We start from the raw sequence: 23,572 nt of genomic DNA, 5'->3' as shown, positions 1-23,572 counted from the left end.
CGGGAAAATCGTACCTTTAACCTTTATGACTAATTTTGCAACATCTAAACTAAATATACATATCTAATATGAACAAGTTGCGAGCATTTATTTTTCTAATTGTAATGTTTTTTTGCATAGCACTATCGGCATCGGCTAAAGACGCAAAAAGACTAATCATTATTAATGGATATTTCTTTAATGAATTGCCTTCGGATATAAAAAACAGTGATACTCCACAGGACCTGAAAATATTTTTCATTGAAACGCTCAATGAAACCAAGGCGGTCTGTATGTATTCCCCATCACTTAAACTTTCTGAAGCATCCTTACGATACGCTATTCCTGTGGAAAATATTGAAGAAAGCGAAGAACTTCTGCGTCGGTACAACGAACAAAAGGAGAATGATGGTATTAGCTTCACAATGCAGGCCACAAAACCGCTTATAAAAGTTGGAGATAAATTCCCTGGTTTTTCAGCAACCGATATTGTCGGCAAAACATGGACAAACGCAGATGTAGAAGGTAAAGTTATGGTGCTTAACCTATGGTTTACGGGGTGTGGGCCTTGCCGTAAAGAAATGCCGGAACTTTCCTCTTGGAAAGATGAAATGCCGGATGTAATGTTTTTTTCATCTACTTATGAAGCTCCTGAAGTAGCAAAACAAGTTCTTGACAAAGTTAGATTTAACTGGATTCCCCTTGTAAACGATACCCAATTTAAGAAATTTATAGGCAACAACGGCTATCCGCTTACTATTGTGGTGGATAAATCTGGCAAAATTGCCGCTTTTGAGTATGGCACTTCTCCTGAGCAAAGAGAATCTCTGAAAAATAAAATCTCGGGACTTCGATAAACGTCTTCATATAATAATTGCTCCATAACCTTGGCGTAATGCCACAAATTATGGAGCAATTATTTTACATCTGATTGATATTTTACTTGATCAGATCATTGTACTGCGTCTCGCTCAGCGGAATGACCCAAACCCAGTCATTCGTTCCATTATCGTTGGGCCCTACCGTCACGGCAAAGTTCCGACCAAACGTTCCAGGACACTCGGCACCCGAAGTGTTGTCGGCATAGGTCTTGCGCGAGATGGAGGCTCCCAGCCGCTTCAGATCAAACCAGGAAAAACCTTCGCCCCACAACTCCATACGCCGTGTAAGCAGAATCTCGTCGATCAGCTCCTGCCCCGAGGCTGCTGTTTGCGTATAAGCATCATCGCGGGCGGAGTTGACCGTGTAGAGCAGATTTCGAGACGTTGACTCATCCGGAGTCTGCTGCTTGCAGAGCGCCTCGGCCTCGATGAGATACATCTCGGCGGCACGCATGAAACACATCTGCGAAACACCCGGGAGAGCGGATTTCCGTTTTCCGGAACAGCCCGGAAGAAAAATGCCGGCCGATGGTGAATCGGCCGGCATTTTTTTGCGATTGGCATCCTCTCGCTTGAAACGGATCGGGTTATATTTCGGAGAAGAGGTTGAACTGGTGCAGCAGCGTGAAGGCGAAGAATCCGCCGATGATTGCGCAGAGAAGTCCCAGCAATCCGTTGAGGACGCGCGGAGAGGGTTTTGCGGGCCGGTTTTCGAGGCTTTGGATGTATTCGCGGAAGAAGAGATAGAGCGCCGGGACGACGCTGCAGGCCATCAGATAGTCCTCCGGGATGCCGAAGAAGTAGACCTTCGAGAGGCCGATCAGCGCCCAGTGGCAGAGGAACATGGCCAGGACGATGTTGATGCGCTCGGAGAAGGCCAGCATCACACCGATGGTGAAGACCGCCACCGAGCAGGGCATCACCGGCGAGGTGATCTCCGGGAAGGTGCGTCCCAGGGCCAGCGAGCAGAGCGGATAGAGGAACGGCATGACGAAGAGCATCCGGGCAAAGCGGGCATGGTGGCCGGTTCGGGCCAGCGAGGCGTGTTTGACGATGAGGTCGTAGAGCCAGATGCACCCCATGATGGCCCAGAACAACGCTTGGGGACTGTGATATTGTCGCGGCTCGCAGTAGACGAGGAAATAGACCCCGGCGATCCAGAAGTTGAGCAGCGCCATGTAGAGCTTCATGGCGATCCGCACGCCGTGCGACGGACGTCGGACGAGCAGCGTCGTGAGCAGCACTCCGATGCCGGTCAGCACCAGTTGCGCGGGCCATGTCGCGGCGTTATAGGCGGCTATCGTACTCCAGAAGGTCTCCATCGGTTCATGCTATTGCGGATTGTTTGTCGGGGCTTCGGATTCGCCGGTTGTCCGGGCGTTGACGATCCCCGTTGTTTTCGCCCGCTCTTCCTCGTTGTCCGCAGGATTCTCCTGGGGGTCGGGATCGTTGCCGTTCGGCTCCGCGGCGCTCCGCCCGGCCCGGCGCCGGCGCGTGAGCGAGAAGGCCTTCCGCTTGAAGACGAAGATCGGCAGCGTGGCTCCGGCGGCCAGCAGGGCGATGACGCTCAGCGAGACCGTGGCGTTCAGAAAGAAAAGCTGCATGTATTGCATGCTCTGTCCCGGGTCGTTGAGCGACTGCAGGAACATGATCAGCGAAAAGACGGTTTTGTAGGCGTAGATACCCGGGACCATGGGCAGCAGCGCCGGGATGTACAACACCGTCATCGGGCAGCGGACACCGCATCCGAGCCAGAGGCTTCCGAATCCGATGACCATCGCGGCACAGAGCGAGGCCGAGGCGATGTCGATATCGGCATAGTTCATCAGACAATAGCGCAGGGCGTGGCCCACGGCGGCCAGCAGGGCAATGCGCGGGAAGGCGCGCATCGGCGGATCGGAGATGGCGCCGAATCCGATGGCGGCCACGGCTGCGAAGAGCCCGTCGAGCAGGATGTCCACGGCGATCATAGCAGGCTGTCTTTAACCATGAGGAGCGTCGCTGCCAGACCGATGGCGATGCAGATGATGAGCAGCAGGGCGTTGATCAGGCGGCTGCATCCGATGAGGATGTGCCCTTCGACGATGTCGATCACGCCGTTGATCAGGGGGACGCCGGGAACGAGGAACAGCACGCTTGTGGCGAGGGCCGTTTCGGCCGTGCAGTCGAATCGCAGGGCTGACGAAGCGCAGAGCGAGGCCATGAATGCCGCGACGATGAAGAACAGGAAGTGGTTGACGCCGTGGGCCTGCATGCGCTGTTTGGCGGCATAGCCGACCAGCGTCGAGGTGAAGACGATGGCCATGGCCGTCCAGTCGCCGCCGAACAGGCGGCAGAACGAGGCGTTGGCCAGCCCCACGGTCAGCAGCACGAAGATCGGGTCGATCAACGGTTTGGCGGTCAGCTCGTTGTAGCGGCGGCGGATCTCGTCCAGTGGCAGCCGCTCGTCGAGGGCGTCCCAGCTCAGGGCGCTCAGGTCGGAGTTGCGTTCGAAACTGATCGGCAGCGAGGGAATGCGCACCACGCGGGTGATGGCCTCGCCCGACTCGTCGTCGCGCACCGTGAGGATCGTGCTGCGTTGGAAGCTCGACAACTGGACGTCGACCCCCAACGAACGGCCGATGCGCTGTGAGTTGCGGATGGCGCGGGAGGTGTGGACCCCCGACCCGAGCAGATAGGTCGCATATTCGGCGATAAAGTCGAGGATTTCGGTCAGTTCGTGCCTGGTTTTCATGATAATCGCAAAAATAATCTTTTTCGGATAATTCTGTTCGTTTGATACGAAAAAAATGCCGCCTCATCCCGTTGCGGGGGAGAGGCGGCAGTCGGGGCGTTCTTCGGGAGCCGGAAGGGGTCGTATGGCAGACGACACGCAGGGTTACTCATCTAATCTCTAATCTCGTAAGGTTTCTCCGGCTCCCGGGAACGTCAGGCGGTATGTCGTCGGAATCGTGCGGTGATGTCGGTCATCCCTCCGCAGCGATCGACGCGGTAGAGTCGCTGGTTGGTGGTCGGGGCGTTGAGCGGGCCGCAGCGTTCGATCCAGGGGCCGAGCTTCACGTAGTCGAATACCTCGGGGGCCACCCCTTCGGGCAGCTGCGGCCGCCCCGAGTACCAGCCCACGCGCAGCGCGGGCCACGTGCAGCGCACCCACGCGGCCAGCCGGGCCACCTCGAGCGGTGCGGCGTCGCCGCCCATGAAGCAGAGGCAGGTGACCGAGTGTCCGTAGCGGTCGAGCAGCGCCGCGAGCTCCCGCTCGTCGAGCTGTCGCCCCGCATCGCGTTGCAGGTGGGGGCTGTGGCATCCCGGGCAGCGGTTCGGGCAGCCGGTGAGGTTGACGGCCAGCGTCGTCTCGTCGGGGATCTCCGCGAAGACGATGTCGAAGTTATGATAGCGGAGCATCGGTCTGCGGTTTATGGGCGTAGAAGCGGCGCGAGGCCTCCTGCTGGCGGGCCGCCGAGAAGTTCGAGACGCGTTTCATGTAGCCGATCACGCGCGTGAGGTAGTCCAGATCGGTCGAGTGGCACTCGGGGCACGCGTGCAGGTAGCGCTTGTCGATGTGTCCGCAGTGGTTGCAGACCGTGTTCGGGATGTTGAACGTGAAGTAGTTGCACCCCTCGCGTGCCGCCACGCGCAGCAGCTGCCGGTACTGCTCCTGCGAGAGGTGGTCCTCCAGATTGAGGTGCAGGGCCGAACCGCCGGTCAGGTGGTCGATGTAGCGGTGACCGTGGAGGCGGAACTTGTCGACGATGTTCAGCGACGGATCCTCCACGACGTAGAAGTACGAGTTGTAGCAGTCGCGCGGCACGGCGTATCCGTCCTCACGATCCCACTTGGCGTGCTTCACGCCGACGTTCTCGGCCGGGATCATCTCGCAGTTGAACATCAGCTCCTTCGTGCGGTACTTGCGGTTGCAGCGCTCGATGAGCCCCAGCACCTCCTCGACGAACGAGGCGTAGCGTTCGTTGTCCGAGATCTCCAGCCCGAGGAACTCGGCCGCCTCGACCAGTCCGTTGACGCCGACGGTCAGATACTGCCGCGAGAGGTTGATGTAGCCGGCGTCGAACAGCGGCAGCATCCCCTTTGCCTGCAGCTTCTTGAGGTTTTCGTTGTAGGCCGTCTGGACCTTGTGCACCAGGTCGACCACCTCTTCGAGGAACTTCAGGTAGTGCATGCCGTTGCGCGCGGCGTACTGGATGCAGCGGTTGAGGTTGACGGTCAGCACGCTCTTCGAGCCGGTCGAGACGCCCCCGGCGCCGAGCGTGTAGCTGAAGCCGTTGTCCTGGATTTCGTTGCGCAGGCGGCAGCACGACGAGAGCGAATCGGCGTTGTCGCTCAGGTAGGTGAAGAACGAGTGTCCCTCGGCATACATCTGCGCCGTGAAGTCGCCCCATTCGCGGTCCATCACGTCACCCTCCTTCGAGAGCAGGGCCATCGTCTCGACCGGGAAGGTCAGCACGGTCTTCGTACGCTCGCGGTTGAACCACCGCATGAAGCGCTTCTGCAGCCACGAGAGCGACTCCCAGTGGGGTGCCGATCCGTCCGGGAAGCGGAATTCGCCGAACAGCGACTCGAAGTAGCAGCGGTCGTAGTAGGCGATGTTCCAGAAGACGGCCTGGAAGTTGCGCGCCCCGGTGGGCTGGTTGATCGAGTAGACGATCTGCTCGAAGCAGTCGGTGATGACCTTGTCCAGCGTGCGGTGCTTGCGCGAGAGGTCGACCACCTCGTCGGCCCGCGTGTAGTAGTCCTCGCCGTACTCCTGCTCGATGAAGTAGTTCATGTACATGAGGAACTCGGGGGTGGCGCAGGCCCCCGACAGCATCGACGAGACGATGAAGACCATGTTGACGAATCCGCCGCAGAACGACTTGAGGTTGGTCGGGCGCGTCGAGTTGCCGCCGATGGAGATCGTGCCGCCGAGCAGCCACGGATACATCGTGATCGAGGCGCAGTAGTTGGCCATCGACGTCTCGTCGTTCTTGTAGATGAAGTGGTTGTTCAGCAGGTGGAGGTACTTGTCGGCCAGTTCCCGGCCGTACATTTCACGGATGCGGTCGGTGAGCAGGCGGCGGTTCAGGCGGATGAAGTTCTGCTTGGGCAGCTCGCCGATCAGCGTGGCGATGTTCTTGTTCTCGACGTTGGCGTTGGCGTCGAATTTCGACCCTGTGGCGGGGTTCGAGGCGGCGCAGTAGTCGGTCAGGAAGCGGAGCTTTTCGCGCTCCTCGCGGTCTTCGGTGTGGCGCTGGCGGTAGAGCATGTAGCTCTTGGCCACGGCGAAGTAGCGCTCGGCCATCAGGGCCACCTCGACCTGGTTCTGAATCTCCTCGACGGACATACCGTCGGCGACGTGCACGCGGCTCAATACCGACGTGAGGTCGTCGTCCGTAGCATACCCGCCCACCGAGAGGAAGGCCTTGCTGACGGCCCGTTTGATCTTCTCGACGGAGAACGCCTCGCGTTTCCCGTCGCGCTTGACAATGCAGAGTTCCGAAATGCCCATACAGGTTCCGTAGTTAAAAGGTTGTGCCATCGCTTCCGGCCGACGGTCGACGCCCCGGGCACGTTGCGGACCAAACGGCCCGAAAACGATGCGCGGCAGCCGCCTTGTCGGCGTCCGGAGTCGTATGTACTTAGTATAAAGTGTAAAAAAATGTTGCGGCGTCGTCCCACGTCCCGAGGACTACGGCCTGTCCGGCAAGGCAGGTCTTCTGACTCGCTCCCGCCGCACGCCTTCCCGTTCCTGCCGGAACAGTGGCAAAGAGTGTGCAGCCTTTTGCGGAGCTTACAGCTACGGGCATAGTCCCTGATTTGCACAGGAGTTCCCTTTTGATCCCGGGCCGGCAGCCGCCGGCTGGGAACCTTGCTCGGGAACAAAGATAGGAATTGTTGCGGGGTTTGCAAACGCCGGAGGCTTTTTTTAATGAACAATGTATCAACATCGACGCAATCCCGAGAAAAATTCCTACCTTTGCCGCGGTATGAAAGCATCGCTCAAAACGGGATATGCCGCGTGGGGACCCGACACGCTGGTCCTCTTCTGGCTCGGCGTCTGGTGGGTGTGCAACCTCCTGCAGGCGGGGTTCTCCCAGCTGGCCAACGACGAGGCCTACTACCACATGTTCGCCGAACACCTGGCGTGGGGCTATTTCGACCACCCGCCCATGACGGCACTGTTGGTCTGGCTGGGCGAACACCTCGCCGGCGGCGAACTGGGCGTGCGCCTCTTCTTCACGCTGCTGCAGCCGCTCTATCTTTGGGTGTTGTGGCGGCTGATCCGCCCGGCGGATGCCTCGCGCCGTGACGCCGCATTGTACTGCATGATCGCCGCCTCGACGCTCATGCTGCAGCTCTACGGCTTTATCGCCGTGCCCGACGGTCCGCTGCTCTTCACGACGGCGCTCTTCCTCGGGGCCTTCCGCCGCTTCACCGAGGAGCGGCGCGGCGCCTGGCTGTGGCTGGGGGTGACGATGGCGCTGATGGCCTACAGCAAGTACCACGGGGCGCTGGTCGTTCTCTTCGCCCTGTCGGTGACGCCCCGCCGGCTCTTCCTCCGTCCGGGACTCTATCTGGCCGGTGCCGTGGCCCTGCTGCTGCTCGTGCCGCATCTGCTGTGGCAATATCACCACGACTGGGCTTCGTTCGCCTACCACCTCTCGGGCCGCAATGCCGTCTTCCGCGTGAGCTACGTGACGGATTTCCTCGTCAACATGCTCGTGGTCTTCAACCCCTTCTTCGTGCCGCTCTGGGTCCAGGCCTGGCGCAAGACCCGCTGTCGGACGCCCTTCGAACGTCTGCTGCGGCTGCTGCCCGTGGGTTTCATCGGCTTCTTCCTGCTCTCGTCGCTGCGCGGATACGTCCAGCCGCAGTGGGTCATCGTCTCGACGTTCGGGCTCCTGTGGCTGCTGTTCGACTATGCGCGTCGCCACCCGCGCACGCGTCGCTACGTCATGCGGGCCGGCGGCGTCACGCTGGTGCTGGTCGTCGTCGTGCGGCTGGTGATGATCTTCAACCCGACCGATCTGCGCTTCGAGGTCTTCCACAACCCCGAAAGCTACGGCACCATTGCCCGCGAGGCGCACGGCCGTCCCGTGATCTTCTGCGACGGCTACGCCATTGCGGCCAAGTATGGCTTCTACACCGGCGGCGAGGCCTATTGTCAGCCCAATATCCGCTACCGGACCCATCAGTGGCAGTTTCGTGACGACGATACGCGCTTTGCGGGACGCGAAGTGTTGGTCGAGTGTCCACGGCAGGCCGACACGCTCCCCGGTGTGCAGACCATTCAGTTGGCCAACGGCCGCACCTTCTCGTGGTTCGTCGACCGTTCGTTCCACCCCGTGCGGCGGGTCGACATCGCCTTCAGCGGACTCCCCGAACGGGTTGCTCCGGGCGAGGTGCTCGACCTCGAACTGCGCATCATGAACCCCTATCGTTATGAGATTCGCGTCGGCGAGGGTCCGATCGGACTCCATATTCTCTGGAAGCACGGCCGCTTCCGGGTCGAGGAGTTCCCGACCGGGGCGCGCTTCACGCTCGGCGCCGGAGCGACGCTGACGCTCCCCGTGCGCTTCACGGTCCCGGAACAGCTGGCCGGTGAACAGTTCGACGTGGGCTTCGCCCTCTGCCGGACGGGCTATACGAATTGGTTTAACGGCAAACCCGTTTCGACGCGCGTCGACGGGTTGAACAAACGACTATGATCGAACAGTTTCTGAAATTCTGTGTAGTCGGCGGCTCCGGCGTATTCGTCGATTTCGGAATCACCTACGTCTGCAAGGAGTGGCTGCGGCTGAACAAGTATGTGGCCAATTCGGCGGGTTTCCTCTGCGCCGCCACCACGAACTACATTCTCAACCGGGTCTGGACCTTCCACAACGAGAATCCCGACATCGCGGGGCAGTATCTGCGTTTTCTGGGTATTTCGCTCGTCGGTCTGGCGATCAACAACGCCACGATCTATCTGTTGCACGGGCGTTTCAAGCTGAACTTCTATCTGGCCAAGCTCTTCGCCATCGGTGTGGTGACCTTCTGGAACTTCTTCATGAACTACTTCTTCACCTTCTGACGGCTGGGGCGGTCGGGACACACCCTCTTCCGCCGGTTTTGCCCCTCTCAGTACCCTAAAAAAAGCCCCGGAACATCTCCGGGGCTTTTTCAGGTTTGTCGTACGTCGGGGAATTCGGATCCTCTATCGGAGGCCGACCAGCCGGCACTCCTCCGAGAGCGACTCCGGGGTGCGGATGAAGGCCGTCCAGCAGATCCGGAGCCAAAGGTAGAGCAGCAGCCAGAGATTCAGCTGCCAGCCGTAGAAGAACTCCATGACCGGTAGCGGGCAGATCACGTCGACGGGCATGACCACCACGACGACGAACGTGGCCCAGTAGACGATGCGGTCGAGCAGGTTCAGGGCGCCGCCGCGCTTCATGCTCCAGTACCAGAACTGATAGGCGATCAGCGTGATGACGTAGGTGTGGCCCTCGCTCGAGTTGCTGAAGAGGATGACGTAACCCATCAGTACGGCCAGCGCCGCCAGCCGGAAGAAGGGCTGCCTCCACTTGCGGTAGTTGGCCACCAGCCCGACGGCCAGGGCGGCCAGCACGCCGATCTGCACGGCCATCTGGTAGCGCAGCAGTCCGAAGGGACGCAGGTAGAAGAGATTCATCCACGTGCGGGTGCTCTTGTGTTCGGTCAGGGCGGCGACCCACTTGCCGTAGTAGGCGGGGAGCTCCCCGAAGGGCATGTTGACGGCCGGGGCGGCCAACAGCACGACCCCGATGCCGAGGGCATAGCCGACGTTGCGCCAGAAGTGGGGGTAACAGAGCAGCAGTCCGAGCTGGAAGATGCCGTAGACCTTCGTGAAGCCGGAGATCATCATCAGCAGGACGGCCCAGAACCCCTTGTCGCGTTCGAGCAGCGAGTAGGCAAAGAGGAACATGTATCCCACGGCGACGTTGTACTGGAACGAGAGCTGCGTGCAGGCCAGAATCAGGAAGGTATAGAGGAACGACTTGCACTTTTCGTCGCGCGTGAAGCGGCCCGGGAGGGTGAAGATCGCCACGAACCACATCGTGAAGTTGAAGAGGTTCCAGACGAAGGGGCCCAACCAGGCGGGCAGGTAGGCGAACGGTGCGAAGAGGATGTTGAACAGCGGGCCGTAGAGGTAGTAGTCCAGCTGGGGCATGGCTTGCGACCAGCTTTCGCCGTAGGGGGCGATGTGCTGCCAGAAGATCTTCGTCGATTCGGCGAAGATCATGAAGTTCCTGTGGCGTCCGCGGGCCACCTCCGAGAAGGTGAGCGCCAGGACGATCAGCATGCCGAGCAGGTAGAGGTTCCGCGGGTTGAGGAAGAAGCTCCGGATGCGCTGCCAGAGGGAGCGTTCGACTCCCGGTTCGACGTTGAGCGTAGTTTGGGCCATGCGCTGCGGGGATTATTGTCGTTTGCGGATGCGGCGGAACGGGAGTCCCAGCACCCCGAAGAAGGCTTCGCGGAAGATGCCGCCCGACATCTTCGAGACCCCTTCGCAACGCTCGACGAAGATGATCGACACCTCGTGGAGCTTCAGACCGAGCCGCCAGGCCGTGTATTTCATTTCGATCTGGAAGCCGTAACCCTTCATGCGGATGGCGTCCAGATCGATGGTCTCCAGCGCGCGGCGCGAGTAGCAGACGAATCCGGCCGTGGCGTCACGCAGCGGCAGACGGGTGACCGTACGCACGTAGACCGAGGCAAAGTAGGACATCAGCAGCCGCGACATGGGCCAGTTGACGACGTTGACCCCCTTGACGTAACGCGAGCCGACGACCACGTCGTAGTCGCCCTCGACGGCGGCGCGGTAGAGGCGGACCAGGTCGTCGGGGTTGTGCGAGAAGTCGCAGTCCATTTCGCAGATGTAGTCGAATCCGTTTTCGAGACCCCAGCGGAAGCCGGTGAGGTAGGCGGTTCCGAGGCCCTGTTTGCCCGGGCGCTGGAGCAGGTGGAGCGTTCCGGGGAACTCCCGCTGGCGTTCACGGACGATGTCGGCCGTGCCGTCGGGCGAGCCGTCGTCGATGACGAGCATTTCGAAGGGTTCGGGCAGCGAGAAGACCTTGGAGATCATCTTCGAGATGTTCTCCTTTTCGTTGTAGGTCGGGATGATGACGAGTTTTCGCATGACGTATCTGCGTAAATGGTTTGGTAAGACAAATATACGATTATTTTCCGAATTCCGTTTTTTGTCGCCGTTATTTTGCGATTCGTCGCAGCGAGCGCACGAAGCGTCGGTCGTCGTCCGAGACGCGCAGCGACTCGACGATCTTCTGCAGCGACTTGTTGAAGGTCCACGCATCGAGCGGACAGGCATCCGCCAGCCAGCGGCGCATGCGTTCGGGGAAGCGGACATAGCAGACCGAAACGGCCCACGCCACCCCCATGCGGGCGTAGTAGCCCTCGTGGTGGAACGCCTCGAAGCGGCGCAACAGCGCTTCGAGGTGCTCCGCGTCGATGAAGTTGGTCGTGGCCATCACCACGGCGAAGCGCTGGTCGTATTCGCGCCGGGAGTCGAAGTAGGGCTGGATGAAGCGCCACATGGGTTCCCGCTCTTTGGAGCGCAGCTTCCAGCAGAAGCAGTCGCACAGCGCCCAGTTGTCGATCTTCGGGACGAAGCGGGCGACCAGTTCGAGCTTTTCGTCGACCGGGCAGCGGACCTCGCCGATGACCAACCCCTGCAGCATGCGCTCCTCGTGGTAGGGGCAGTCGTCGTCGCGAAGCACGTCGCGCCACGTGTCGCTGCGGGCAATCTGCCGGGCCAGGGCCCGCAGGTGGGGGATGCGGATGCCGATCGAAGGGCCGATGCCGGGGATCATCGAGGCGTTGAAGTCGCGGTAGGCCGGGTCGGCCATCGCAAGGAGCTGTTCGCGGATTTTCATGGTTGGACGGATTTTTGGGAATTGGATTTTGGAAAATAGTCGGGCGGGTTGTCGGGTCGCTGGAACGGATCTGTCGGTTACCAAGGCCGACAGTCGGACGGGCCTTATGGTTCCCGTTTGCTGAATTTCGGGGTCAGACCGATGAAGAACGAGGCGTTCAGACGCGGCATCGGGCGCCCCAACACCGACTGGTACTCTTCGTTGAAGAGGTTGTAGATGCACCCCTTGAGCGAGAGCGTCAGATGGCGGAATTCGAGGCTCTTCTCCAGTGCCAGGTCGTTCATCACGTAGGCCGGCACGCGTCCCAGCGCGCCGAGGTCGTTGTTCGACATGGTGAAGCGCTCGCTGTACCACTGCCACTTGTAGCTCAGCACCCAACGGCGCCACGCCACCCGTGCCGTGAGGGCTCCCGACCAGACCGGAATGTAGACCAGCTGGCGGCCCACCGATTCGTCGGCCTCGGAGAACTTGTCTCCGCGGTTGATCGAGCGGGTCCAGGCCAGGTTGCCGTCCGCCGAGAAGCGCCACCCCGAGGCGGTCGAGGTCGAGGCCGTGATCTTGCCCTCGGCGCCGTAGCTGTGGACGCGGCGGATGTTGATCGGCGTATAGACCCCCTGCTTGGCCGTGGCGATCCAGAGGATCCAGTCGTCGATGCGCGAGTCGAAGAGCGTGGCCGAGAGGCGGAGCGAGCTGCGCCGGCTGCGGAGCGTCGACTCCACGCCGGCATCCCACGTCCAGCCGCGTTCGGGGTCGAGATCCGGATTGCCGCCCGGCTGGAAGTAGAGGTCGTTGAGCGTCGGGTAGCGGTAGTTGCGGGCCGCCGAGGCCTTCAGCACGACATGGCCGCGTTGGGAGGCCTGCCAGTCGACGAACAGCGCCGGGATGAGCGGCGTCGAGCGGTTGCCGTAGAGCTCCCACCGCAGGTCGACGGCCACCCCCAGTCGCGGTACCGGACGCCACTTGGCCGAGGCGAAGGCCGAGATCTCGAACCGCTCCTGACGGTAGAGCGTGTCGGCCTGTCGGCCCGTCGTGGCGTCGATCACCGAGAGGTCGCCGCTGTGGACGCGGTGCTGGTGGCCCGAGAGGTTGGCCGCGAAGAGCCACTGCTCGTTCGGCGTGTATTCGGCTTCGGCCCGGATGAAGAGGGTGTGGATCCGGCTCCGGGCGTCGGTCACCGGGATGAAGTTGCCCGCTCCGTCGGGATCCGACTCCATGCGGTAGCGCAGATCGTCGTAGGTGTAGCCGGCGCGGGCCCCGACCTTCACCCCGCCGAAGAGGCGGTCCCACGAGACGACGGCCCGCAGCGTGCGTTCGGCCTGTGAGTTGCGCTTTTCGCGCGAGGTGTTGCGGTCCGACGACAGGAGGGCCAGCCCGCGGTCGGTGTCGAGATACCAGGCCGCCAGCGAGAAGCGGTCGCCGCGATCCGACGTGTAGTAGAGCTCCTGGAGCAGGTGCAGGTCGCGGAAGGCGCCGTTGCGGTTGCGCACGAGCGGGTAGTAGCTTCCGACGATCTGCCCGTCGGCATCGGTCGTGAACTGTTTCGAGTCGTAGTTGCGGTAGCGGAAGTCGTTCTCCGAGGTGCTGACCAGCAGCCGCGTCGAGGAGCTCCAGCGCCGGCCGCGGTAGCTCAGCTGCAGAAATTCGTCGAACGTGGTGAACGACCCGATGCCCTGGATGTAGCGCAGCGAGAGCCCCTCCCGGTCGGGTTGGCGGGTGGCCAGCGTGATGGCGCCGCCCAGACCGCCGCCGGTGATCCCCACCGAGCTGGCTCCGTGGTAGATCGCCGCGCGGTCGACGAAGTAGGAGGGGATGAGCGAGAAGTCCACCTGTCCGAGCATCGGCGAGTTGACCTTCATGCCGTTCCAGGTGACCTGCGTGTGGGAGGGGGCCGTGCCGCGGAATGAGGCCGTGGAGAGCGTCGCGCGGCCGTAGGACTTGATGAAGAGGGTCGAGCCGGCGCTCAGGGCGTCGGCCAGCGACGAGGAGATGTTCTCGCGCAGGATGGCGCTGTCGAGGACGGTGCGCTGCACGCCGATCTCCTTCATCGGGCGGCGCCCGGCGATCTCGACCTGCTCGATGGCCACGGTGCGGGCCGTGGAGTCGCGCTGCGCCAGGACGTTCCCCGTGCAGAGCAGTGCGGCGAGTATGACGGCAACGCTCCTCACCGCCTCGCTATTCGGTTCGGGTGACGGTGCGGTAGCAGCCCACGCCGCACACCTCGGTCGAGATTTCGCCCACGCCGTTGCCGGCCGTGCAGTTCACGCCGGTCTGGATGCGGATGAAGTCGATCTGCCGCAGGTCGACCGGATTTCCCTCCCCGTCGACGGCATTGGCGATGCGGAAGCGGTTCTTCGACCCGGCACCGTCGATCGTCGACGAATTGTCGGCGTATCCCCAGGCGAAGGACTGCATGTCGTAGATGCCGGTCTGCTCGTCGGGGACGACGTTGTCCGGAAGGCGGGTTCCCGTGTAGGTCAGCTCGCCGACCCAGGCCGGAATGTAGCTCTGCGTATGGATCGTGCGTTCGATCGTTCCGCTGCCGCCGCGGTTGTCCGTCCAGGCGACCGAACCGTCCTCCTGTGTGGTGTAGGTGACCTCGTAGCCGCGCGTGACCCGGGCCTCCTCGCTTCCCTTGAGTTCGTACCAGGTCTCGCCCGCGGGCGAACCGTCGCCGTTCGTGTCCTGCGCCACCGAGACGATGCCCGGCTCCGACGAACCGTTGAAGGAGTTGCCCGTGACGTAGAGGTCGTACTCCGCACCGCCCGAATTGGGCACCGGCTCGTCGAATCCCAGGATGATGTATCCACCCCAGCCTCCGAGCGAGACAAATCCGTAGGTGACGGTTTCGGTGCCGGAGTCGGGCTCACCGCCCCGAGTCAGACGGGCCGAGGCGTAGGCGGCGGCCGCTTCGGGGGTGGTGATCGGCTCCTGCGGGAAGCCGGCCAGCGTGCTGTTGATGAACTGTCCCGGAGCCGGGGTGTATTCGAGAACCTTCGAGGTGGGGAACTCCTCGCGGACCGTGGTGATCGTCTCGCTCGAGTTGCAGGCCGTGGTCGCGATCAGGAGCCACGCGCCGTGTTTCAGGGATATCTTTTTCATGATCGGATGTTTGTCTGGTGGTTCAGAGTCGTTTGAAACAGAAGTTGCCGGGGATGACCCCCACGCGGAGCGTATCGACGGGCTGCCCTTCCGCCGTGAAGCGGTAGACGACGCCGTTCTGCACGTAGTCGATGGCGTCGGCGACGTAGACCTCGCCCGTGTCGGGATCGATCCCCAGCCCGTAGTAAAGCGTCCCGGCGTAGGGGAGGAAGGGCTCCGCCGGAAGACTTTCATCCTGCGTGGACATGCGCCATACGTCGCGGGCGATGAAGTAGAGGCGGTCGTTGGCCGCGTCGAGCGTCAGCCGCGACGGCGGACGGTCGGCCGGCAGTTCGAAGCGGCGCTCGACCTCGAGCGTCGCGGCGTCGATCCGCCACAGGGCCGGGGCCTCGCCTGACCGTCCGTCGGTGGCGGTCCAGAGCTTGCCGTGACGGTCCAGCACGAGCGAATTGGGCTGCCAGCCCACGGTCAGCGAGTCGACGAGCCGTTCGGTGCGGGTGTCGATGGCCAGGATCTTGTTGTCGTACGACCAGCAGTTGACCAGCACGCGGTCGCCCGAGAGGACCATCTGTTCGGTCGAGCGGTGGCCGTTCATGTCGATGCGCGAGCGGATGCGGTTGGTGCGCGGGTCGACGACCGTGATCCGCGGATCATAGAGGTCCGAGATGTAGGCCGTCTGCTCGTCGACGAAGAGGATCTGTCGCGGCGAGACCACCTCCTCGATGAGTCCTGTGATGCGGAACGTGTCGGGGTCGATGACGTAGATCACCCCCGAATTGTTGACCACGACATAGCCCTTTCCGTCGTGAAGGGTCATCGACTGAGCCACGTCGCCGAGTTTCATGCCGTTGGCGCGCAGGAAGACGGTGTTTTCGAGGCGTCGCGACTCGGGGTCGTAGTACGACAGCGAGGCGTTGTCCCACATGAAGTTGCCCTCGCAGGTGATGAAGAGGCCGCGGCCGCGGAGGTCGAACGCCTCTTCGGTCTGGGGCCCGTACTCCATGCAGGCGCCCGTGGAGAGGGCTCCCGTCAGGAGCAGAAGGCTCCGCAACAGCATATGTCGCAGTGCGTGTTTCATCCGTCCGGTTTGGTTTTTGAAGGCCCGAGCCCGAGCCCGGGCGGAGGGCGGCGTTCGGCGGAAGGGGTGAAGATTCGCGTCGAACCCCATTCACCGCGGGGTTTTCGGACCGGAATGCCGCGGCAGGTCTTCTGACTCGTTACCGGTCGGGCGCCTTCCCGCCCCGTGGGGCAGTGGCCGAGAGTGCCGGACCGTACACGTAACTTACAGCAGCGGGAACTGTTGCCGATTTGCACGGCATTCCCATTTAATCCCGGACGGTCGACTCCCGTCCCGGAACCGCAGCGCGACAAAAGTACGCTTTTTTCCGCGGAACACCATGCTGTTTTCGACAAAAAGGTTATCTTTGTGAAAAATAACCGGATGAAGTTGCTTGTTGTCGATCGTGTGAAGGGGTTTCCCGCCGAGTTGGAGGAGGCGTTTTGCCGGTTGCTTCCGCAACTCTCCCCGCGGCTTGCGGCGCCCCTCGAAGAGCGGGTACGGCAGATGCTGGCCCATCCCACAACGGCACTCTTTGTGGCTCGGGAGGCCGAGGCGCCAGAGGCCGCGATGGCGGCCGGGCCGACGACGCCGACCTGTGCGGATGATTCCGTTGCGCGCGGCCGGATCGTGGGCGTGCTGACGCTGGTGTGGTATGACGCGCCGTCGGGGCGCAAGGCCTGGATCGAGGATGTGGTGGTCGACGCCGCGGCCCGCGGCTGCGGAGCCGGACACGCGCTGGTCGAGGCGGCGCAAGGCCTGGCCCGCGAGATCGGGGCGGAGCGGTTGATGCTTACCTCCAATCCCCGCCGTACGGCGGCACGGGCCCTCTACCGGAAATGTGGATTCAACGAGGCGGAGACTACGGTTTTCGTCTCCAACATGGATAAGGGATGAAAAAGTTTGCAAAGATTCTGACCACGATTGTGGTGGTCATTCTGGCGATCGCACTCATCGTGCCGTTCGCTCTGCGGGGCAAGATTGCCGACATTGTGAAGAAGGAAGCCAACGGGATGCTCACGGCCACGCTCGATTTCGAGAAACTCGACATCAGCCTGCTGCGCCACTTCCCCAACGCTTCGGTCGAGCTGAAGGGGCTGACGCTCGTCGGCGCCGAGGAGCCGTTCGTCGGCGACACGATCGTGGCCGCCCGGCGCATCTCGGTGGTGGTGAATCTCCTGTCGCTCTTCGGCGATGGCGGGTATGAGGTGACGAAGGTCATCCTGGCCGATCCGGCGCTGCACGCCCACAAGATGGCCGACGGCGCCGTCAACTGGGATGTGATGAAACCCTCCGAAGAGGAGCCGGCTGCCGAAGAGGCCGCCGAAGAGAAACCCTCCGAAGAGGGCGGCTCGTCGTTCCGCCTTTCGGTGCGCGACTTCCGCATCTCGGGAGCCGTGATCCGCTACGAGGATGATTCGACGCGGATGAGCTTCTCGACCGATCCGCTGTCGTTGCGCCTGCGCGGCGACATGTCGGCCGAACGCACGCAGCTCGATCTGCGTCTGAAGACCGAACGGACGAATTTCGTTTCGGGCGGTATTCCGCTGCTGAGCAATGCCGAGGCGGAGCTGGTGGCCGACATCGACGCCGATCTGAAGAACATGCACTTCACCTTCTCGAAGAATACCTTCCGGCTGAACGCCATCCAGGTGGGGCTTGACGGCTGGGTCGAGATGAAGGACGACGCCGTGGCCATGGACCTCAAGGCCGGTTGTGACGGCGTGCAGTTCAAGGATGTGCTGTCGCTCATCCCGGCTTTCTATACGCGGGAGTTCAAGAATCTGACGGCCGGCGGCGAGTTGGATCTTTCGCTTTGGGCCCGTGGTGAGATGCGCGGCTCGCAGCTTCCGGCCTTCGAGTTGAAGACCTCGGTGCGCAACGGCAGCTTCCAGTATGCGTCGCTGCCGAAGGCCGTTACGGATATCAACCTCGAGGCGCGCATCGCCAATCCGGGCGACGTGATGGACCGCACGGAGATCGACCTCTCGAAATTCGGCCTGCAGATGGCCGGCAACTCACTCGCGGCCACCTTCTATGCCACCAATCTGGCCAGCGACCCGACGTTCCGGGCCACGGCCGACGGCAAGATTGATCTGGGAGCCGTCAAGGAGGTCTATCCGCTGGAGAAGGGGATTGAACTCGAGGGTGTCATTACGGCCGACGTACAGCTCTCGGGCCGCATGTCCGACATCGAGAAGAACCGTTACGAGTCGCTGGGCGCCAAGGGAACGTTCGTGCTCGAGCAATTGGGACTGACGCTCGAAAACCTGCCGCCGATTCAGATCCGTCGGGCCGCGGCAACGATCACCCCGGCGGCGATGACCCTCGGCGAATTCGGCCTGACGGTCGGACGCAGCGATCTGTCGGCCAACGGCCAGCTGAGCGGTTATCTGGGTTATCTGCTGCGCGGCGAGGAGCTTTCGGGACGTCTCTACGTGAAGTCCGAACTGTTGGATCTGAACGAGATCATGGCGGCGCTTCCGGGCAGCGAGTCGGACGATGCCGCCGCCGAGGAGGAGGTTGCGGAGGAGGTGGCCGAGGCTGCCGATACGACGGCTTCCGCCCTGGAGATTCCGCGCAACCTGCGTCTGTCGCTCAATACCGATCTGAAGAAGGTCCTCTTCCAGAAGATGACCATCGAAAACATCACGGGCGAGATGAGCATGGCCGACGGTACGTTGTCGCTCGACGGCCTGCGGCTGGGCATCTTCGGAGGCAAGGCCTCGGCCTCGGGAAGCTACTCGACGGCCTCCGATCCGAAGCGTCCGGCCCTGAAGCTCAAGGCCGACTTTGCGAATGCCTCGTTTCAGCGTACGTTCGAGGAGCTGGAGATGGTCAAGCAGTTAGTGCCGATCTTCGAGAAGACGGGCGGCAACTATTCGCTGTCGCTCGATCTGGCCACGGCTCTTGATGCGGCTATGTCGCCCGACCTCGCTACGCTCAACGCCTCGGGCGAGATCCGCTCGGAGAATATCAATATCCAGAACATCAAGGCTTTCGAGGCGATGGCCGATGCGCTGGGCAACGATAAACTGCGCAAGATCGAGGCCAAGGATGTGAAGATCCGCTTCGAGATCCGCGACGGCCGGGTGAACACTTCGCCCTTCGATCTGAAGATCGGCGACGTAAACGTCAACCTTTCGGGTTCGACGGGGCTCGACCAGACGATCGACTACCAGGCCAAGGTGGCCATTCCGGGCGGCGGTGTGCTGCAGAACGTGGCCGTGAATATCGGGGGAACGTTCACCTCGCCGAAGATCACGCTCGGGGTGAAGGAGGCGGTTCAGGAGGCCGTAACCAACGTGGTCAACGAGCAGATCCAGAAGCTGACGGGCAGCGAATCGCTCTCGGAGGAGATTGCCAAGCAGGCTGAGAATCTGCGTCAGGAGGCCCGCAACGCGGGACAAAAGCTGATCGAGGTGGCCCAGCAGCAGAGCGACAAACTGGTCGAGGAGGCCTCGAAGAAGGGGGCGCTGGCCAAACTGGCGGCCAAGAAGGCCGGCGACAAGCTGGTCGAGGAGGCTGAGAAGCAGGCCGAGAAACTCACGGCCGAGGCCGAGAAGCAGATCGAGAAACTCACGGCCGGCAAACAATAGAGCGCCCGGTCGAAAGTCCGATACGACAAGGGGTGCTGACACAATGGTCAGCACCCCTTTTTTGTCGGATGGTTGGGCCGGCCTTATCGCCGGATGTAGGTCTGCAGCACCTCGACATACTCCGCGAAGGCGTCGCGTCCGGCGTCGGTGATGCGGCATACGGTACAGGGCATCTTGCCCCGGAAGGTCTTCTCCACGTCGATGTACCCTGCCCGGGCCAGTTTGTCGAGCTGCACGGAGAGATTGCCGGCCGTGGCGCCGGTCTGTTGTCGGAGAAAGGTGAAGTCGGCGCTTTCGACCCCGATGAGGACCGACATGACGGCCAGCCTCAGTTCCGAATGCAGCAGCGGATTCAACTCTCGGAACATGGCGTTATTTTTCGTGACGGGTCCGGTAGTTGATGATGTGGCCCGGGACGACCATCATCCCGACGAAAAGCAGGGCGAAGATCAGGATCTCGTTGCTCATCATCGTCGTATCGATCTCTGTGGTGCGGGCCAGTTGTCCGAGCCGGAAGTCGTACAGTGCGAAGAGCACCGAGCCGGCCATGCCGAAGAATCCGGCTGCGGTGTAGACCTTCGAGCGGACGATCAGCCCGGTCGAGGCGGTGCCGACCGACATCGTGAGGGTGATCAGGGCGAAGAGGCTTGGGCGGTAGCTCCAGCCGTGGAGGAAACTGAAGAGGAAGATCGGAATGAGGGTCAGCGAGCAGACCCTCCACAGCGAGTGGATGATGCGGTCGATCTCGGTGCGGGGCTCTGAACTCTTTTTTTCGGGGAAGAGACGCATCAGCAGGCAGCCGATGACCGGAATGAGGAACCACGTCAGGCTCCATGCCGGGTCGGCACCGGCGATGTTGAGGGCGTAGTTGAGCAGCGATACGGCTACGGTCGTGTAGCCCCAGATGAGGAACGGGCGTCCCGAGTGGCGTTCGAGTCGTTGGCGGGTGCTGCGGATCATGCGCGTGATGAGTTCGAGACTCTGCTGCGCGTCGAGTTGTTTTTCGTCCATATCGGTTGTTTTTTGAGGGTTTTCGGGGGTGAATGAACCGCGGAAGTCGACCGTGTATCGGTGCGGCAATCCGTGGCGGGAGTTTTCGTGCGGCGGCGTTTTGTGAGCGGCTACTCCTTTTCGTTGCCGAAGAGGTAGAAGAGCAGCGCGAGCAGCAGTTGCAGTCCCCATCCGGCGATGACCCACAATACCCACCAGTAGTGGGGTGAGGTCAGCCGGTTGACGACGGCCAGAAAGGCGCAGGTTACGGCCCAGACATGACCTGTCGGGCAAATCCCCGGGCAAAATAGCGGCGTGCGGTTGCTCTCCCGGCGGTGGCCTCTTCCCTGGTGTGGATCTCCCTTTGCTGAGTCTCCGTGTGGTTGCAGGTTTTCATGGTCTTGTGTTTTTGGGGTGTTTCTGACGCCCCGACTTTTCGGGACGGAATCTTTTTCCGCTCTCCTTTGTTTGCAAATATAAAGTAGTTTATTTTATAAACCAAATTCTCGTACTAAAATTTTCGAACAGTTCGATCGAGAGTCCGTGTAAACAACAAGAAGACGATGCAGGAGTGGCGGAGAGCCGATTGAGCCGGGTGCGGCCGAACGGGTGGCTGGACCGATTGGGGAGTCCGGCCCGGTTGTGACGGACGAGGCCTGCCGCTACACCTCGAACCGATACCCATCGGCCAGCAGCGGCTGCCACTCGGGGTGGCGACGGATATAGTGGACGATGTACGAACACTCGGGGATGATCCGATCGCCCCGCCGGCGGAACTCCTCCAGCGTCGCCTCGACCAGCTGACGGGCAATGCCTTGTCCTTCGAAGGCCGCCGGTACCTCGGTGTGGGTCAGGCGGTAGCCTCGCGGCGTCGCCTCGTAGTCGATCAGGGCCCGGGCGCCGTTGCCCAGGTCGAATTCATAGCGGCTCGCGGCCCTGTTGTGGATCAGTGGATAGCGTTTTTCCATCTTTTTTCGGTTTTGGATGCTCCGGAACGGATCAAATTCGGTTCCGAAATCGTATTTTTGTCCTCCGTATGGAACGGATTTCCGATTTGCTGCTCGACTGGTACGCCCGCGAAGGGCGCGATCTGCCGTGGCGCCGCACGCACGATCCCTACCGCATCTGGCTCTCGGAGGTGATCCTCCAGCAGACCCGCGTGGCGCAGGGCATGGCCTACTACGAACGCTTCACGGCGCGTTTTCCGGATGTCGCCTCGCTGGCCGCCTCCTCCGAGGACGAGGTGCTGCGTCTCTGGCAGGGGCTCGGCTATTACAGCCGTGCACGCAACCTGCTGACGGCGGCCCGTGAGGTGGTCGAGCGCTTCGGCGGCGCGTTTCCCCGCCGCCTCGACGAGGTGCGTTCGCTGCGCGGCGTGGGCGACTACACAGCGGCGGCCATCTGCTCGGCAGCCTACGACGAACCCTGCGCCGTCGTGGACGGCAACGTTTACCGGGTTCTCTCGCGGCTGTTCGACATTGACCTGGCAATCGACTCCACGGCCGGACGCCGCGCCTTTGCCCGTCTGGCGCAGGAGCAGCTCGATCCGTCGGCCCCCGGGCGTTACAACCAGGCCATCATGGACTTCGGAGCGCTGCAGTGCACCCCTTCGGCGCCGCGTTGCGACTGCTGTCCGCTCTCCGGGCGTTGTCTGGCCCTGGCGGCCGGAACCGTAGCCGAACGCCCCGTCAAGCAGGGGCGGACCCGCATCCGCGACCGGTGGTTTCACTACCTGCACATCACTTCGGGCGACCGCGTATTGCTCCGCCGCCGCGAGGGGCGCGACATCTGGCAGGGGCTCTACGAGTTTCCGATGATCGAGACGCCGGCGCCGGCCGATCTGACCGATCTGTCGGACGATCCCCTTTTTGTCGCACTGCTGGGGCCGGTGCCGTGGCGGCTGCTTCGCACCGTGGCCCTGCCCGTGCACCAGCTTTCGCATCAACGCATCCACGCCCGCCTCTACCGCATTGAGACCCCCGAACTGACGCCTGAGGCCGCGACCCTGGCCGTACCGACATCGGAACTCGGCGACCACGCCCTGCCGCGGCTGCTGGACCGCTACCTCTCCTCGCCGGAGGCTATCTGACCAGATAGGCGATGTAGGCGGCGTAGATCACCAGAAACAGAACCCCCTCCCAACGGTCGACGGCCCTGCGCCGGAAGGTGAAGGCTGCCAGAAAGAGCAGCACGGCGCTCAACAGCACGACCAGCAGGTCGACGAGCGTGATGCCGCCCATCGTCAGCGGATTGATCGTGGCACTCAGACCCAGAATCAGCAGGATGTTGGCGATGTTCGAACCGATGACGTTTCCGAGGGCCATGTCGCTCTTGCCCTTGATGAGCGAGACCACCGACGAGGCCAGTTCGGGGAGCGACGTGCCGCCGGCCACCAGCGTGATGGCGATCACCGACTCGCTGATGCCCATACGTCGGGCCAGCGCCGTGGCGCTGTCGAGGAACAGCTCGCCGCCGAAGATCAGTCCGGCCAGTCCGCCGATGATCATTACGGCCATGAGCCATCCGGCCATCGGCCGCTTCTGCGGCTGGCTTCCGTCGGCCGGGGAGTCGGCCGGAGCGGTGCGGCCCGTGGCGCGGATGGTGTAGGTCATCAGCAGCAGGTAGATGACGAGCATCAGGATGCCGTCCAGCCGTCCGATGCGGTCGACGGCCCCGGCCTTGAACCAGCTGTCCATGGCCAGAACCAGAAGCAGCAGCGAGGTGGCGACGCCGAACGGAATGTCGCGGCGGATGTTGCTGGCCGTCAGGGGCAGCGGGCGGATCAGGGCGCAGAGACCCAGAATCAGAAAGACGTTGAAGATGTTCGACCCGACGACGTTGCCGATGGCCACGTCGCTCTTGCCGGCGATGGCCGAGAGGACCGAGACCACAAGTTCGGGCGTCGAGGTCCCGACGGCGACGATCGTCAGTCCGATGATGAATTCCGGAACGCGGAAGCGTTGGGCCAGGGCCGCGGAACCGTCCGTGAGGAAGTTGGCGCCGGCCAGAATCAGCGCCAGTCCGATGATCAATAGCAGTATATCCATTTTCGAGCGTGTGATT

Annotated in this window: 21 protein-coding genes, 2 pseudogenes and 2 riboswitches; of the genes and pseudogenes, 6 read left to right on the top strand and 17 right to left on the bottom strand. The window is 62.0% G+C overall.

Annotated features, from left to right (window positions below; translation table 11 throughout):
• Positions 1–68: 68 nt before the first annotated feature.
• A complete protein-coding gene (locus B5G09_RS01740) occupies positions 69–836 on the top strand; it encodes a TlpA disulfide reductase family protein (RefSeq protein WP_087403757.1) in 768 nt (255 codons plus the stop codon).
• 82 nt (positions 837–918) lie between these two features.
• On the opposite strand, the gene B5G09_RS01735 is transcribed toward B5G09_RS01740, so the two are convergent.
• From B5G09_RS01735 to nrdD, 6 genes and pseudogenes are all read right to left on the bottom strand, one after another.
• On the bottom strand, positions 919–1,314 hold the full coding sequence (locus tag B5G09_RS01735; protein ID WP_162608222.1) for a RagB/SusD family nutrient uptake outer membrane protein: 396 nt from the start codon (positions 1,312–1,314) through the stop codon (positions 919–921).
• A 133-nt stretch (positions 1,315–1,447) separates the two neighbouring features.
• Complete coding sequence (locus B5G09_RS01730) at positions 1,448–2,182, bottom strand: DUF6064 family protein (protein ID WP_087309412.1); 735 nt, start codon at positions 2,180–2,182, stop codon at positions 1,448–1,450.
• A gap of 165 nt (positions 2,183–2,347) precedes the next feature.
• Positions 2,348–2,830 (bottom strand): annotated as a pseudogene (locus B5G09_RS01725) (threonine/serine exporter family protein); the annotation flags it as partial.
• Positions 2,827–3,594, bottom strand: coding sequence for a threonine/serine exporter family protein (locus B5G09_RS01720; protein ID WP_087403754.1), 768 nt, complete (start codon positions 3,592–3,594; stop codon positions 2,827–2,829). The gene B5G09_RS01720 and the pseudogene B5G09_RS01725, both read right to left, overlap by 4 nt.
• Positions 3,595–3,788: 194 nt before the next feature.
• Entirely contained in the window at positions 3,789–4,262 is a 474-nt protein-coding gene (nrdG, locus tag B5G09_RS01715; protein ID WP_087403753.1) for an anaerobic ribonucleoside-triphosphate reductase activating protein, read from the bottom strand.
• The gene (gene nrdD, locus B5G09_RS01710) at positions 4,246–6,360 is read right to left on the bottom strand and encodes an anaerobic ribonucleoside-triphosphate reductase (RefSeq protein WP_087403752.1); all 2,115 of its coding nucleotides are present in this window, start codon (positions 6,358–6,360) and stop codon (positions 4,246–4,248) included. Before nrdD ends, nrdG begins: the two co-directional genes overlap by 17 nt.
• Before the next feature lie 180 nt (positions 6,361–6,540).
• Positions 6,541–6,738: riboswitch (cobalamin riboswitch) on the bottom strand.
• Between the two features lie 100 nt (positions 6,739–6,838).
• On the opposite strand from nrdD, the gene B5G09_RS01705 reads away from it, so the two are divergent.
• Both B5G09_RS01705 and B5G09_RS01700 read left to right on the top strand, forming a co-directional pair.
• On the top strand, positions 6,839–8,560 hold the full coding sequence (locus tag B5G09_RS01705; RefSeq protein WP_087403751.1) for a glycosyltransferase family 39 protein: 1,722 nt from the start codon (positions 6,839–6,841) through the stop codon (positions 8,558–8,560).
• Positions 8,557–8,925 (top strand): GtrA family protein, encoded by a 369-nt coding sequence (locus B5G09_RS01700; protein WP_087309418.1) that lies wholly within the window; start codon positions 8,557–8,559, stop codon positions 8,923–8,925. Before B5G09_RS01705 ends, B5G09_RS01700 begins: the two co-directional genes overlap by 4 nt.
• A gap of 123 nt (positions 8,926–9,048) precedes the next feature.
• Here B5G09_RS01700 and B5G09_RS01695 read toward each other — a convergent pair whose 3' ends face one another.
• From B5G09_RS01695 to B5G09_RS01670, 6 genes are all read right to left on the bottom strand, one after another.
• Positions 9,049–10,275: a glycosyltransferase family 87 protein gene (locus B5G09_RS01695; RefSeq protein WP_087403750.1), complete on the bottom strand. Its 1,227-nt coding sequence runs from the start codon at positions 10,273–10,275 to the stop codon at positions 9,049–9,051.
• Between the two features lie 12 nt (positions 10,276–10,287).
• On the bottom strand, positions 10,288–11,010 hold the full coding sequence (locus tag B5G09_RS01690) for a polyprenol monophosphomannose synthase (RefSeq protein ID WP_087403749.1): 723 nt from the start codon (positions 11,008–11,010) through the stop codon (positions 10,288–10,290).
• Between the two features lie 70 nt (positions 11,011–11,080).
• Positions 11,081–11,764, bottom strand: a complete 684-nt coding sequence (locus B5G09_RS01685; protein WP_087403748.1) for a DNA alkylation repair protein — start codon at positions 11,762–11,764, stop codon at positions 11,081–11,083.
• A gap of 104 nt (positions 11,765–11,868) precedes the next feature.
• On the bottom strand, positions 11,869–13,929 hold the full coding sequence (locus tag B5G09_RS01680; RefSeq protein WP_241147527.1) for a TonB-dependent receptor: 2,061 nt from the start codon (positions 13,927–13,929) through the stop codon (positions 11,869–11,871).
• A gap of 7 nt (positions 13,930–13,936) precedes the next feature.
• Positions 13,937–14,863 (bottom strand): hypothetical protein, encoded by a 927-nt coding sequence (locus B5G09_RS01675; RefSeq protein ID WP_087403747.1) that lies wholly within the window; start codon positions 14,861–14,863, stop codon positions 13,937–13,939.
• Between the two features lie 22 nt (positions 14,864–14,885).
• Positions 14,886–15,941 carry a YncE family protein gene (locus B5G09_RS01670; RefSeq protein ID WP_143256448.1) on the bottom strand — a complete coding sequence of 352 codons (1,056 nt, stop codon included), beginning with the start codon at positions 15,939–15,941 and terminating at the stop codon, positions 14,886–14,888.
• A 103-nt stretch (positions 15,942–16,044) separates the two neighbouring features.
• Positions 16,045–16,240: riboswitch (cobalamin riboswitch) on the bottom strand.
• 64 nt (positions 16,241–16,304) lie between these two features.
• Between B5G09_RS01670 and B5G09_RS01665 the strand changes: the two genes are divergently transcribed.
• Together B5G09_RS01665 and B5G09_RS01660 are read left to right on the top strand one after the other, a co-directional pair.
• Positions 16,305–16,817: a GNAT family N-acetyltransferase gene (locus tag B5G09_RS01665; protein ID WP_087403745.1), complete on the top strand. Its 513-nt coding sequence runs from the start codon at positions 16,305–16,307 to the stop codon at positions 16,815–16,817.
• A complete protein-coding gene (locus tag B5G09_RS01660) occupies positions 16,814–19,519 on the top strand; it encodes an AsmA-like C-terminal region-containing protein (RefSeq protein ID WP_087403744.1) in 2,706 nt (901 codons plus the stop codon). The genes B5G09_RS01665 and B5G09_RS01660 overlap by 4 nt, the downstream gene beginning before the upstream one ends.
• Positions 19,520–19,602: 83 nt before the next feature.
• On the opposite strand, the gene B5G09_RS01655 is transcribed toward B5G09_RS01660, so the two are convergent.
• The 4 genes and pseudogenes from B5G09_RS01655 to B5G09_RS01640 form a co-directional block, all read right to left on the bottom strand.
• Complete coding sequence (locus B5G09_RS01655; RefSeq protein WP_087309424.1) at positions 19,603–19,887, bottom strand: transcriptional regulator; 285 nt, start codon at positions 19,885–19,887, stop codon at positions 19,603–19,605.
• A gap of 4 nt (positions 19,888–19,891) precedes the next feature.
• Entirely contained in the window at positions 19,892–20,530 is a 639-nt protein-coding gene (locus B5G09_RS01650) for a hypothetical protein (protein WP_087403743.1), read from the bottom strand.
• Positions 20,531–20,640: 110 nt separating this feature from the next.
• A pseudogene (locus B5G09_RS14525) lies at positions 20,641–20,867 on the bottom strand (2TM domain-containing protein).
• 304 nt (positions 20,868–21,171) lie between these two features.
• Positions 21,172–21,477, bottom strand: coding sequence for a GNAT family N-acetyltransferase (locus B5G09_RS01640; RefSeq protein WP_087403742.1), 306 nt, complete (start codon positions 21,475–21,477; stop codon positions 21,172–21,174).
• Positions 21,478–21,545: 68 nt separating this feature from the next.
• Here B5G09_RS01640 and mutY point away from each other — a divergent pair, with 68 nt between their 5' ends.
• Positions 21,546–22,598, top strand: a complete 1,053-nt coding sequence (gene mutY, locus B5G09_RS01635) for an A/G-specific adenine glycosylase (RefSeq protein WP_087403741.1) — start codon at positions 21,546–21,548, stop codon at positions 22,596–22,598.
• Here the strand turns inward: mutY and B5G09_RS01630 are convergent.
• Entirely contained in the window at positions 22,591–23,556 is a 966-nt protein-coding gene (locus tag B5G09_RS01630) for a calcium/sodium antiporter (protein ID WP_087403740.1), read from the bottom strand. The genes mutY and B5G09_RS01630 overlap by 8 nt on opposite strands.
• Positions 23,557–23,572: the final 16 nt, after the last annotated feature.

The sequence above is a fragment of the Alistipes sp. An54 genome, assembly GCF_002159375.1.
GTDB classification, from domain to species: domain Bacteria; phylum Bacteroidota; class Bacteroidia; order Bacteroidales; family Rikenellaceae; genus Alistipes; species Alistipes megaguti.
Note: the sequence above shows the minus strand (reverse complement) of the source record. Positions and strands in the feature narration are given on the sequence as shown.

Excerpts from the sequence above, each read along its gene's own strand:
- B5G09_RS01740 (WP_087403757.1), top strand. The coding sequence starts at position 69 with ATGAACAAGTTGCGAGCATTTATTTTTCTAATTGTAATGTTTTTTTGC.
- B5G09_RS01735 (WP_162608222.1), bottom strand. The coding sequence starts at position 1,314 with ATGCGTGCCGCCGAGATGTATCTCATCGAGGCCGAGGCGCTCTGCAAG.
- B5G09_RS01730 (WP_087309412.1), bottom strand. The coding sequence starts at position 2,182 with ATGGAGACCTTCTGGAGTACGATAGCCGCCTATAACGCCGCGACATGG.
- B5G09_RS01720 (WP_087403754.1), bottom strand. The coding sequence starts at position 3,594 with ATGAAAACCAGGCACGAACTGACCGAAATCCTCGACTTTATCGCCGAA.
- nrdG (WP_087403753.1), bottom strand. The coding sequence starts at position 4,262 with ATGCTCCGCTATCATAACTTCGACATCGTCTTCGCGGAGATCCCCGAC.
- nrdD (WP_087403752.1), bottom strand. The coding sequence starts at position 6,360 with ATGGGCATTTCGGAACTCTGCATTGTCAAGCGCGACGGGAAACGCGAG.
- B5G09_RS01705 (WP_087403751.1), top strand. The coding sequence starts at position 6,839 with ATGAAAGCATCGCTCAAAACGGGATATGCCGCGTGGGGACCCGACACG.
- B5G09_RS01700 (WP_087309418.1), top strand. The coding sequence starts at position 8,557 with ATGATCGAACAGTTTCTGAAATTCTGTGTAGTCGGCGGCTCCGGCGTA.
- B5G09_RS01695 (WP_087403750.1), bottom strand. The coding sequence starts at position 10,275 with ATGGCCCAAACTACGCTCAACGTCGAACCGGGAGTCGAACGCTCCCTC.
- B5G09_RS01690 (WP_087403749.1), bottom strand. The coding sequence starts at position 11,010 with ATGCGAAAACTCGTCATCATCCCGACCTACAACGAAAAGGAGAACATC.
- B5G09_RS01685 (WP_087403748.1), bottom strand. The coding sequence starts at position 11,764 with ATGAAAATCCGCGAACAGCTCCTTGCGATGGCCGACCCGGCCTACCGC.
- B5G09_RS01675 (WP_087403747.1), bottom strand. The coding sequence starts at position 14,863 with ATGAAAAAGATATCCCTGAAACACGGCGCGTGGCTCCTGATCGCGACC.
- B5G09_RS01670 (WP_143256448.1), bottom strand. The coding sequence starts at position 15,941 with ATGAAACACGCACTGCGACATATGCTGTTGCGGAGCCTTCTGCTCCTG.
- B5G09_RS01665 (WP_087403745.1), top strand. The coding sequence starts at position 16,305 with ATGAAGTTGCTTGTTGTCGATCGTGTGAAGGGGTTTCCCGCCGAGTTG.
- B5G09_RS01660 (WP_087403744.1), top strand. The coding sequence starts at position 16,814 with ATGAAAAAGTTTGCAAAGATTCTGACCACGATTGTGGTGGTCATTCTG.
- B5G09_RS01655 (WP_087309424.1), bottom strand. The coding sequence starts at position 19,887 with ATGTTCCGAGAGTTGAATCCGCTGCTGCATTCGGAACTGAGGCTGGCC.
- B5G09_RS01650 (WP_087403743.1), bottom strand. The coding sequence starts at position 20,530 with ATGGACGAAAAACAACTCGACGCGCAGCAGAGTCTCGAACTCATCACG.
- B5G09_RS01640 (WP_087403742.1), bottom strand. The coding sequence starts at position 21,477 with ATGGAAAAACGCTATCCACTGATCCACAACAGGGCCGCGAGCCGCTAT.
- mutY (WP_087403741.1), top strand. The coding sequence starts at position 21,546 with ATGGAACGGATTTCCGATTTGCTGCTCGACTGGTACGCCCGCGAAGGG.
- B5G09_RS01630 (WP_087403740.1), bottom strand. The coding sequence starts at position 23,556 with ATGGATATACTGCTATTGATCATCGGACTGGCGCTGATTCTGGCCGGC.